The sequence below is a fragment of the Bacillota bacterium genome, assembly GCA_018333655.1.
GTDB lineage: Bacteria > Bacillota > UBA994 > UBA994 > UBA994 > BS524.
Genome location: JAGXTJ010000002.1, coordinates 45945 through 57461, shown reverse-complemented (window position 1 = coordinate 57461; position 11517 = coordinate 45945). Strand labels below are relative to the sequence as shown.

Below are 11517 nucleotides of genomic sequence, written 5' to 3'. Positions count from 1 at the left end.
TCACTCCTCATTACCCCCAATGCTTGATGTCTTGCAACCTCTAGCATACAGGGTTTGTGGTCGGAGTGGTTCATTTTCTAAATGTCACTTTCCATCATAATGGTTCACTTTCAGTCTGCCAGATACAAAAGGTAACACCTGCCTTAGCGTGCGCCACATCTCGTCGATTAAGAGGCCGAGCCGCCAAAAAGATACGCCCTGCAGGCGGTATTGCTCGGCGACGACGAGTTTGTCGACGATGCTCACGGCTGTTTCAGTGTAAACAGAGATACCCAAAATGAGCTTTTCTCGCGGCACGTGGACGAGGGCCATTTCTACTGCCTGTACGACGCGATGTAGCGGTTCGGGGCTTTCGCCATAATCATGGGCCATAATGATAATGCGGTCAGCAAGAGCGCCTAGTGCCGCATAATCATAGCCGCGGTAGACGCTGTTCGGTGGGTGCAGGGTTAGGGTCAGGGTCCGATTGGCCGCGCGGAGAGCGGGAGCCAAGCGGGCGACAAAGTGTGTGAAGCTGTCGCGTATGGCTTTCTCTTCTTCACCGCGGGCGAGAAAACCAAGCCCTTCGAAGTTAAGGTTGACACCGCCGTAACGACCGGACGCGGCGGCTATGGCCGCCACTGCCTGCTCCATAGCTTTGTCATCTGCCAAAAAAGTCGTCAAGAGGTCGCCACGGTTTGTCTCGTGGACGACCATTTCCGCGCGCAAGTCATAGCGCCCTGCAGCGCTAAGGACGTACTCCCAGGCTAGGGGGCGTTGCCAGGCGTGGCGCGGGCTACGGGTCAGGAGCGCCCCAGCCGCATCTATGGTGTACCATCCTAAAGCCAACTCATGGACGATATCGGTGTTTCCTAGGGCAGTAAGGGGGAAGGGTGAGCCAAAAAGATCCATCCAGCTGCTTGTTCTGGCATCGCCTAGGGCGTAGAAACCGATGATATTAAGCTTATGAGGGGGTGCTATCTCCCAAGCTGTCGATCTACCTGGTAGTCCGTCTGAGATGTGGGGCAGGCCTTCGGCATGGGCTAGGCTGCCCCACACGGTCACTAGAATTAGCTGTATGAATAGCATAAGCAAAATTAGCGCTCTTCTAGGCACAACAGGTCACCCTCCTTTGTCAGGCTAAGTATACCATGGAGGTGTAATAGAGCTACTCAGAGTGTGGTAGCCGGCACGAAAGATGTCGATTTTTTCTTAGGAATGAGGCCTTAGAGCGACAAATTGTACAACTACCTGCCCCTATACTACTAATCACCAGCAAGCTACTAGGGGGTGTGGATGTGCAGTCAAAGGTCCTCAAAGCTGTTCTTGCGGCGAACAAGCCCTATGGGCATCGGCGGGTGGACGAGCTGTCTCATTTCTCGCGCCTGGCGCCACTCGTCGTGGCCGGGATTTTACTAGGTCGTGCGTCACTCTTCTACGAGTTGTCGCCGTTCGCAGTCGCCCTTTTTGCCGCCGTGCGGATGGTTGTTCCCGGCGCAGAGTGGGTGACCGCTCTCGCTTTAAGTGTAGGAGTGTTCTGGCGTGGCGGCCCCATGATGATGGTCAGTTTTTTCGGGATGGTTCTGGCCTACTTAGCGCTCGAGAAAATACTGGTGCCAAGCTCATGGGAGCGCATAGTTCGCGCGGTTCTCGCGGGCATATCCGTGGTTGTGGTCAGGATACCGCTCTTATGGTGGCAAGCACCGACGCTCTACGACGTTGTTACTACCTTGCTCGAAGTTGCCTTGACCATGGCCATGAGCATTATTTTAGTCAACTCCGTGTCCCTGCTCGGTTCGTTTACCACTGAGCGACGGTTCAAATCCGAAGAAATTTTGTCGATTGCCATAGCCGGCGCGCTAGCCATCGTAGGCCTATCTGGCATTAGCTTGTTCGGGGTCGCCCTACAGGGTATAGCGCTCAAGTACTTGGTCATGTTGTCTGGCCTCTTAGGTGGCGCTGCCTGGGGAGCAGCTACAGGGGTGGCGGCGCCCTTCTTGATATATATCGGCAACCCTTTGGCGCTCAACTATGTAGGAACGTATGCCTTCACTGGCCTAGTGGCTGGCGCGCTCAAAGACTGGAAAAAGCCAGGCGTCATTATGGGCTTTATGGCCGCTACAGCGCTCTCCGCCGTGAATTTCGGAGGTCGCGACTACCTAGGGGATAAACTGGTAGAGGGCATAGTAGCCAGCCTGCTGCTGATGGCCACGTCTTCACAGGTGCGTTCGCGCCTTTACCGCCTCCTGCCGATGGCCCTACGCGAAGAAGAGGCGCCCGTTGCCAGTGGGTACGCTTCTCGATTGCAGGTGTTAGCCGGAAAAAGACTAGGGGAGCTCGGCGATGTGTTCATGGAACTAGCGGAGACCTTTCGGCAGCCTGCGCAAAGTGGAGATGCCTTTGACCAAAGCGCGCATAAACTCATGGATCGGCTCGCCCAGGATGTGTGTGAAGATTGCCCGGGCCACAAGAACTGCTGGGGCAAGGACTTTTACAAGACATACCAAGGATTGCTTGATATGCTCGCCCTTACGGATATGCACGGACCGCTAACGATAGACATGATCCCCGAGGCGGTGAGGCGACGATGTGACCGCCAGAAGGAGTTGCTTAAGAGTCTAAATTCGCTCTGTGAAGTGCATCGGCAAACCTTGTACTGGCAGAAACGGGCCGTTGAGTCGCGGCAGCTCGTGGCCAGCCAGCTCAAGGGGGTTGCGGAAGTGATAGATTCTTTAGTGGCTGACTTTAACTTAGAAGTCGAGTACTTGTGTGAAAGCGAGGAGAAGATCAAGAGAGAGCTCGCCGAACAGGGGCTCTTTTCTCCCCAGGTTGAGGTCACAAAGGGCAAGAATGGCCGCATTGAAGCAAGAATTACTAAGCATGCCTGTAGCAAAGAACAGAATCACTGTGCCACCGTTCTCATTCCCCTAGTCACGGAGTTGCTCGGCCGCCAGGTAGTACGCGAGAATCGCCGCTGTGCGAGCTTAGCCGGTAAATCCAAGTGCACCGTCTGTCTTTCCACAGCACAGGTACTAGCAACGGACGCTGGGATAGCGCAACTTCCGCGCTCGCAGGGCATCTCAGGCGACAGTTTCCGCATTGCTGAGCTTGTGGGTGGCAAGCTAGCGCTGATGATAAGCGACGGCATGGGCGATGGGCCTTTGGCCCGCCAAGAGAGCCGCACAGCCATTAGTCTAATGGAGCAGATGCTGCGCGCGGGGTTTGACAAAGAAGTAACGGTACAAACAATAAATGCCGTACTGGCCTTGCGCTCACAAGGCGAGAGCTTTGCTACCGTCGACATGGCTCTCTTAGACCTGTACACAGGGAATGCGGAAGTAATGAAAATTGGGGCCAGTTCCTCATATCACCGGCGGGGGGATAAAGTCGATGTCATTAGGGCGACGACGCTTCCAGCAGGTATTCTTAGTAACATAGAAATAGAAACCAGCAAACTGCAGCTTCTCCCCGGAGATATTCTCGTCATGCTGTCAGACGGTGTGCTAGAGGGGCAAGGCGGCATGGTAGACAAGGAAGAGTGGCTTAGCCGCATATTACGGCAAGCCACTGCCGAAAAGGCCAAAGACCTAGCAGAGTATATTTTAAATCGTGCGAGGAACAATTGCGGCGGGACGGTTACCGACGACATGACCGTGCTGGTCCTTAAGATTTTGGACAAAGCTATTAGCATCCCCCTCGTTGGTTGAGGCCGCTTCGGCGGCCTCCTTTTTTGCCTCGACCGAAGCGCTAGGCGACGAAGCGCTAGGGACGGTTCTCCTTGCTTCAAAGAGCGAAGCAGGGAGAACCGTCCCTAGCGCTTCACTAGCGCTTCACCCTTTTGCTCCCGTGCTGTAAATGTTATAGTAAAGAATAATCGCTAAAGTCTTAGATAAGAGGTGTCTCCTGCACGATGTTAGAGCGGGTCATGAAGTTTGTCGTGAAAAATGGCTTGGCAGAGCCAGGAGACCGTATCCTCGTGGGTGTTTCGGGGGGTGCGGATTCTGTGGCGCTACTCTTAGTCCTCCATGAGCTATCGCTACGCCTTTCTTTCACCGTCCGCGTGGCGCACTTAAACCATGGCTTGCGGGGTGAGGAGGCTGACCTAGATAGTCGCTTCGTCAAGGATCTGTGCCATAAGCTTGGCGTAGACTGCGAGTGTGGCTATGTGTCCATACCTAAGTTGCTAGAGGGCAAGAGTGTCTCTATGCAGGATGTGGCTCGGCAGGAGAGGTTTCGTTTTTTTAGCGCGGCGATGCAACGCTTTGGTCTAAATAAACTAGCGCTGGCTCACCACCAGGACGATCAAGCTGAAACCGTCCTGCTAAGGCTGCTGCGTGGTACTGGTTTGAGCGGCCTGCGGGCGATGAGCCCGCTGGAGCGGGGTCTCGTCGGCATTCTCATCGTGCGACCCTTTTTAATGGTGTCTCGCCAGGAAATTGAAGCTTTCTTGGCTCTGCGTAGTCAGGATTACCGCGTGGATAGTAGCAACTTGGGCACAGAGTACAGTCGTAATTATGTGCGACTTAGTGTTATGCCTCTACTGCGCCAAATTAACCCGCAAGTAGCCGTAGCTCTCTACCGCCTATCCTCTCAAGTGGCTCAAGATGTGGACTACATGAGCATACAGGCCCTGCCTATTTGTGCGGCCGCTATTTCAGCGCTCGACTTTGGTGTTGGTGTCCGGCTAGAGGCGCTCATGGGTGTGCATGCGGCCTTGGTGATGCGGGTGCTTACGGAGGCTTATTTTCGTGTTGCGACGGTGCGAAAAGACCTAGAGACAATTCACCTTGCCGAAACATTTGCGCTGCTAGATAAGCAGGTTGGGCGGAGAATTACCCTGCCCGCAGGTGTGCGTGTCTTGCGCACACGTGAGCACCTAGTTTTTTATTCTGCCACAGAAGAAAACCAAGAAAATTATCATCTGACCATTAGCGTCCCTGGTGAATATAATTTGCCCTGTGGCGGCAAGCTCGTAGCGCGACGCGTAACAGAGTGCTCGGCTAACCAGCCAGGCGATTTTGGCTATGCCGCCTGTCTTTCTTACAGTGGAGATTTAGTCGTGGTGCGAAACCGTAGACCGCATGATGCGTATATACTTTTAGGGGGCGTAGGCCGCAAAAAAGTAAAGCAAGCTATGAGTGAGGCGCGAATTCCATTGCCTTGGCGAGATACTTGGCCCATAATTGAGATCGAGGGTCAGATTGCTTGGGTGCCTGGCCTGCGCGTAGCCAATGCTTTTTGCCCCAAGGAACAAAATACTATACTAGAGCTATTCTACCAACGTGGAGGTAAATGAGATGCAAGAACCATTAGACTTGCGAGTGCTGCTTTCAGAGGAGGAGATTGCGACTAGGGTGGAGGCCATGGGTCGGCAGATTAGCGCGGATTACGAAGGCGAGGAGCTACTTCTCGTCGTGGTGTTGCGAGGCGCAGCCATTTTCGCAGCTGATTTATGCCGTCATATCTCTACCAAGTCGGTCCTAGACTTTATTTCTGTTTCTAGCTATGGGTCGGCCACCTCTACATCCGGCGTGGTGCGCTTTCTTAAGGACTTAGAAGAGTCAGTAGAGGGGAGCCATGTGCTCATTGTAGAGGATATTGTGGACACCGGCCTCACCCTGACTTACTTGCTTGAGAATCTGCGCTCGCGCAAGCCGAAAAGCCTCCGTTCCTGTACCCTACTGGACAAGCCAAGTCGTCGTCGGGTCAGCATTGTGCCAGATTATCTTGGTTTCACCATCGACGATCTCTTTGTGGTGGGGTATGGGCTAGACTTTGAGCAATATTATCGCAATTTGCCCAATATATGCGTGCATGTCGATTGATGTTAGAACAGCGCACAGCCATACTATATTGCCGCCCCCTATGCAAAATTTTACGCCATACATTTGGTTGTGGTAAGATAGCTATTGTGCTGTGAGAGGAGGACTAAGTAATTTTGAACAGGAATTTACGCACTGCGAGTTTCTACTTGCTGATCATTATGGTCGGATTGTCCCTGATCCAGTTTTTTGTGGCGCGCACGGCTGCGCCGCGTGAGATCAGCTACAACGAATTCTTTAACCTCGTGGTCAACGAACAGGTTGCTACTGCCAATCAGGTGGGTAATGTCATCACCGGTGAGTTAAGGGACGGCACCGCCTACCGCGTCACTGTGCCGCCAGGGGACGAAGCACTCATCCCCTTGCTCCGCACGAAAACACAGTATGTATATCGGGATCCTCCCGCCCCACCATGGTGGACGACTCTGCTTTCGTACGGCCTGATGTTCGCTTTGTTCGCCGGCATCTGGTATTTCTTTATGCAGCAGTCTCAGGCTGGCGGCAACAAGGTCATGAGTTTTGGCAAGTCGCGCGCTAAAATGCAGTCTGACGTGCGCAGACGCATCACCTTTAAAGATGTTGCCGGCTATGACGAGGTCAAAGAAGAACTTGACGAAGTAGTTCAGTTCTTAAAGAACCCCGGTAAGTTTAGCGCCATCGGCGCACGTATCCCCAAGGGCGTCATGCTGTATGGCCCGCCCGGAACGGGTAAGACTTGGCTGGCCAGGGCGGTTGCCGGCGAAGCTGGGGTGCCCTTCTTTAGTATTTCCGGTTCTGACTTTGTGGAGATGTTTGTCGGCGTGGGTGCTTCGCGGGTGAGGGATATGTTCGACCAAGCCAAAAAGAGTGCGCCGGCCATAGTCTTTATTGACGAAATAGACGCAGTCGGAAGACAACGCGGCGCTGGCCTTGGCGGTGGCCATGACGAAAGAGAACAGACGCTCAATCAGTTGCTAGTGGAAATGGACGGTTTCGAGGGCAATGAGGGCGTTATTATTATGGCGGCCACAAACCGCCCCGATATCCTCGACCCTGCCTTGCTCCGCCCCGGTCGTTTTGACCGCCAAATAACCGTAGGCCGGCCAGATGTCAAAGAAAGAGAAGCTATCTTGGGCGTGCATGTGCGTAACAAGCCCTTAGCGCCTGAAGTTAAGCTGACCGTTGTAGCAGGGCTAACCCCTGGCTTTACCGCGGCAGACCTTGAGAACTTAGTCAACGAAAGTGCGCTTCTGGCCGCACGTCAAGATCGGCAGACCATAGGCATGTTAGACCTAGAGGAAGCTGTAAACAGAGTGATTGCCGGGCCGAAAAAGAAGTCGCGTGTCATTTCGGCACACGAGAAAAAGGTCTTCGCCTACCACGAAGCCGGGCATGCTTTGAGCAGGTACCTGACGCAGGATGCTGACCCCGTGCATCTCGTCAGCATCATTCCGCGCGGTATGGCAGGTGGGTACGTCATTGCTCTGCCTACCGAAGACCGCTTTGTCATGACGCGCACCGAAATCCTTAACAACGTAACCTATGCCTTGTCTGGTCGCGTCGCCGAGCAACTAGTCTTCAATGAAATCTCTACCGGCGCCCAAGATGACCTCGACAAGTCGACCCGCCTCGTACGGCGCATGATTATGGAGTATGGCATGAGCGAGGAGCTTGGCCCCGTCACCTATGGTGAGAAAGAGGAGCAAGTCTTCCTGGGACGCGATATATCTCGCCATCGCAATTTTAGCGAGACGGTAGCCCACACCATTGACCGCGAGGTGCGGCGTATCGTAGATCGCTCCTACCACCAAGCGGAAGAATTGCTAAAGAACAATCGCGAGAAGCTAGACCTTATTGCCAACACTCTGCTGGAGCGCGAAACTCTGCGGGGCGAAGAGTTAAACGAATTGCTAGCCACCGGGTCTCTGCCACCGCTAGCTCCTGCCTAACAGTCTGTCCGGCATTCAGCAATGAGTGCCGGATTATTTTTTTGTGCTTGGTGCTCGAGGTAGCCATTTTTAATTGGCAGCAGGATTTTGCGGGCGGGGAAAAGAACACAATAGTGTTTGAGGTGATAGCATTGTATTCTCACCGCCCCAAACAAAAAAGTCCCACGCGTACCATAGACGGCCAGGTCTACTTGCGAGTGATGATTAAGACTCATCGTATTATGCCGGGAGAGGATTTCGCGGCCTTGCTCAAGCGATACTGTGCCGGCTCCCTGCAGCCTGGAGACACTGTGTTTGTTTCCCAGCGAGCCATAAGCACGGCAGAGGGGGGTAGGAGCGTGGATCTAGCGGCTTGGTGCCTCGCCATCTCCAGAGGGCTGGGGGTGCAGGTCTGTGTTGTCAGCGCTAATGCCTCGGGGCACGGCGCTGTTGTCGCGCATTCAGCAGGGGTAGACACTAAGCTTATGAGAAAGATACTGCTCGACAATCCACTAGGTGAGGAGGGAACCCTCACCCCTATTGGAATTGTGCGCAAAGGCGATGATTAGGAGAGTGGGAGAGGGAATGACCGTATCCATCAGTGGTGCCAATCTTACATATGAAGATATACTTGCCGTAAGTAGAAATGGGGCCCCCGTCTTGCTCGCTGAGCAGGCGAGGGGGAAGATTGCCGCTGCCCGCGCCCTTGTGGACCGCCTCGTGGCCGAAGAGAAGGCAGTCTACGGCATTACTACCGGTTTCGGCAAGTTCTCTGACATAACTATCAGCAAAGAACAAGTAGCCAAGCTGCAAAGAAACCTAATTGTCAGCCATGCTTGCGGAGTCGGGGCTCCCTTGCCGCAAGATACCGTCAGGACACTGATGCTACTGCGCGCCAATGCCCTCGCCAAAGGTTATTCCGGCGTGAAAGAGGCTACGGTGCAGGCCTTGCTTAATCTATTAAATGCAAAGATTCACCCCGTAGTGCCATCGCAGGGCTCGCTCGGAGCTAGCGGAGATTTAGCACCATTGTCGCATGTTGTCTTGGTCTTGATTGGTGAAGGTGAAGCCGAGATTGACGGCGAGGTGGTTCCTGGTAGCGTAGCACTCGCCCGCCGTAACTTAAAGCCGCTAGAGCTAGAGGCTAAAGAAGGGCTGGCCCTCATTAACGGTACCCAGGCCATGGGGGCAAGCCTTAGTCTGGCTGTGATTGATGCGCTAGGGGTTCTTAAGGCCAGTTTTATCACCGCGGCTTTAACTCACCAAGCCTTGCGCGGCATAGTGGCCGCCTATGATGAAAAGCTCTCTGCCGTACGTCCACATCGCGGGCAAGCGCTGGCTGCTCTGGCCATGCGTCGCTTGCTCTCTGGCAGCGAGTGGGTCTCTGTCCCTGGCGAAATACGCGTGCAGGACGCCTACTCCCTGCGCTGTATCCCCCAAGTACACGGAGCCTGCCTGCATGCCCTCACCCATGTGGCTGAAACCATGCTTATCGAGTGTAATTCGGCTACCGATAACCCGCTCGTTTTCCCCGAACAGGCCGAGGTTATTTCAGGGGGGAATTTCCACGGCGAGTTTCTAGCGCTAGGTGGAGACTACCTCGCTATGGCTGTGGCTGAAATAGGGAATATAGCGGAACGGCGCATTGAGAGGCTAGTAAACCCGCAGCTTTCTGGGTTGCCCGCTTTTCTTACTCGTTTTGGCGGGCTTAACTCCGGCTACATGATTCCCCAGTACACCGCTGCCGCTTTAGTTTCCGAAAACAAGGTGCTTTGCCACCCAGCCTCCGTGGATTCCATCCCCTCTAGTGCCAACCAAGAAGACCACGTCAGCATGGGCGGTTTTTCTTGCCGCAAAGTGCGTCAAGTGGTGGAGAACACCACACGTATCCTAGGCATCGAGCTTATCGCCGCCTGCCAGGCTATAGATTTGCAGGTGGCTGGCAAGCTATCTCCGGCCACACAAGCGGTGCACGACTTGGTGCGGGTCGTGGTACCCACACTAGGTGAGGATCGTGTTTTATATGGGGAGCTTAATCATGCCTACAGCCTGATCAACGGGGGGCAGGTACAGCGAGCCGCCGAGTCTGTTATCGGCGAGTTCTGCCATCTCGCATAGTGACATTTTGCATAAACAAAGGGAGGAACAAGCAATGAACAAAGAGATTAGGGCGCCACGGGGTACTGAACTTAGTTGCCGAGGGTGGCAGCAAGAGGCCGCCTTGCGCATGTTAATGAACAATCTTGACCCCGAAGTAGCCGAACGTCCCGAAGACCTTATCGTCTACGGCGGCACCGGCAAGGCAGCCCGTAACGCCGCCTGCTACGAGGCCATAGTTAAAGCGCTGCGCGACCTTAAGGACGATGAAACTCTGCTCGTGCAATCGGGCAAGCCAGTGGGTGTCTTCACCACGCATGCGCACGCGCCTAGGGTGCTCATCAGTAACTCCATGTTGGTGCCCCACTGGGCGACATGGGAGAAATTTCGTGAGTTAGAGCGTCTTGGGCTCACCATGTATGGCCAGATGACTGCCGGCTCATGGATATATATTGCCACACAGGGCATCCTCCAAGGCACTTACGAGACTTTTGCTGAGGCAGCACGACGGCATTTTGGGGGCACTCTCAAGGGCAGACTCACTCTCACCGCCGGCCTAGGCGGCATGGGGGGAGCACAGCCGCTGGCAGTGACCATGAATGAAGGGGTAGCCTTGTGCATCGAAGTTGATCAGACCCGTATCGAGCGACGCCTACAGTCGCGTTACCTTGACACCTGGGTAGATAATCTTGACGCGGCGCTAGAACTCGCGCGGGCCGCACAGCACGAGGGTCGCGCGCTATCTATTGGGCTGCTTGGCAATGCCGCCGTGATACTGCCAGAGATGGTGCGACGCGGTATTGTGCCCGACCTCGTGACTGATCAGACCTCGGCACATGATCCCTTAGTTGGATACATACCCGCGGGTCTTAGCCTTGAGGAGGCAGCCAAGCTGCGCTCGGAGAAGCCGGAGGAATACGTCGCAAGGTCGATGCAGAGCATGGCGCGCCATGTAGAAGCGATGCTTGACATGCAAAAAGCAGGCGCGAACGTTTTTGACTACGGCAACAACATTCGCCAACAGGCCAAAGAGGCCGGTGTGGAGAATGCTTTTGACTTTCCTGGCTTTGTTCCGGCCTATATTCGTCCCCTTTTCTGCGAGGGCAAAGGGCCTTTCCGTTGGGTGGCTCTTTCAGGCGATGTAGAAGACATCTACAAAACTGACGCTAAGGTCTTGGAGCTTTTCCCCGAAGACAAGGCCCTGCGACGCTGGATTACCATGGCGCAAGAAAGAGTGGCGTTTCAGGGTTTACCCGCGCGCATCTGCTGGCTGGGGTATGGCGAGAGGGCTAAGTTCGGCTTGGCTATTAACGAGATGGTTAAGAGCGGCGAGCTAAAGGCGCCTATCGTCATTGGGCGAGACCACCTCGATGCCGGTTCTGTAGCCTCACCTAATCGCGAAACAGAAGCCATGCTAGATGGCTCAGACGCCATTGCTGACTGGCCGATACTAAATGCCTTGCTTAACTCTGTTGCCGGAGCGACTTGGGTTTCGGTGCACCATGGTGGGGGTGTAGGCATAGGGTATTCTATTCATGCCGGCATGGTGGTGGTCGCTGATGGCACCGAGGAGGCAGGGAAGCGCCTCGAGAGAGTGCTGACTACGGACCCGGGCACCGGCGTTATGCGCCATGCCGATGCGGGGTACGAGCTCGCCTGCCAAGTCGCTAAAGAGCGCGGCGTTAAGATACCGATGATGAAGTAGAGGTGTT

Annotated in this window: 8 protein-coding genes; 7 read left to right on the top strand and 1 reads right to left on the bottom strand. The window is 54.6% G+C overall.

What is annotated here, in order from left to right; translation table 11 throughout:
* Positions 1-84: 84 nt before the first annotated feature.
* The gene (locus KGZ92_00430; protein MBS3887754.1) at positions 85-1095 is read right to left on the bottom strand and encodes a hypothetical protein; all 1011 of its coding nucleotides are present in this window, start codon (positions 1093-1095) and stop codon (positions 85-87) included.
* A 182-nt stretch (positions 1096-1277) separates the two neighbouring features.
* Here KGZ92_00430 and spoIIE point away from each other — a divergent pair, with 182 nt between their 5' ends.
* The 7 genes from spoIIE to hutU all read left to right on the top strand — a co-directional run bounded on the left by spoIIE (position 1278) and on the right by hutU (position 11510).
* Complete coding sequence (spoIIE, locus tag KGZ92_00425) at positions 1278-3686, top strand: stage II sporulation protein E (protein ID MBS3887753.1); 2409 nt, start codon at positions 1278-1280, stop codon at positions 3684-3686.
* A 203-nt stretch (positions 3687-3889) separates the two neighbouring features.
* Positions 3890-5275, top strand: a complete 1386-nt coding sequence (tilS, locus tag KGZ92_00420) for a tRNA lysidine(34) synthetase TilS (protein MBS3887752.1) — start codon at positions 3890-3892, stop codon at positions 5273-5275.
* Between the two features lies 1 nt (position 5276).
* A complete protein-coding gene (hpt, locus tag KGZ92_00415; GenBank protein MBS3887751.1) occupies positions 5277-5804 on the top strand; it encodes a hypoxanthine phosphoribosyltransferase in 528 nt (175 codons plus the stop codon).
* A gap of 113 nt (positions 5805-5917) precedes the next feature.
* Complete coding sequence (gene ftsH, locus KGZ92_00410; GenBank protein ID MBS3887750.1) at positions 5918-7729, top strand: ATP-dependent zinc metalloprotease FtsH; 1812 nt, start codon at positions 5918-5920, stop codon at positions 7727-7729.
* 197 nt (positions 7730-7926) lie between these two features.
* On the top strand, positions 7927-8277 hold the full coding sequence (locus KGZ92_00405) for a hypothetical protein (protein MBS3887749.1): 351 nt from the start codon (positions 7927-7929) through the stop codon (positions 8275-8277).
* A gap of 16 nt (positions 8278-8293) precedes the next feature.
* A complete protein-coding gene (gene hutH / locus KGZ92_00400) occupies positions 8294-9826 on the top strand; it encodes a histidine ammonia-lyase (protein ID MBS3887748.1) in 1533 nt (510 codons plus the stop codon).
* A 34-nt stretch (positions 9827-9860) separates the two neighbouring features.
* On the top strand, positions 9861-11510 hold the full coding sequence (hutU, locus tag KGZ92_00395) for a urocanate hydratase (GenBank protein MBS3887747.1): 1650 nt from the start codon (positions 9861-9863) through the stop codon (positions 11508-11510).
* The last annotated feature ends 7 nt before the right edge of the window (positions 11511-11517 follow it).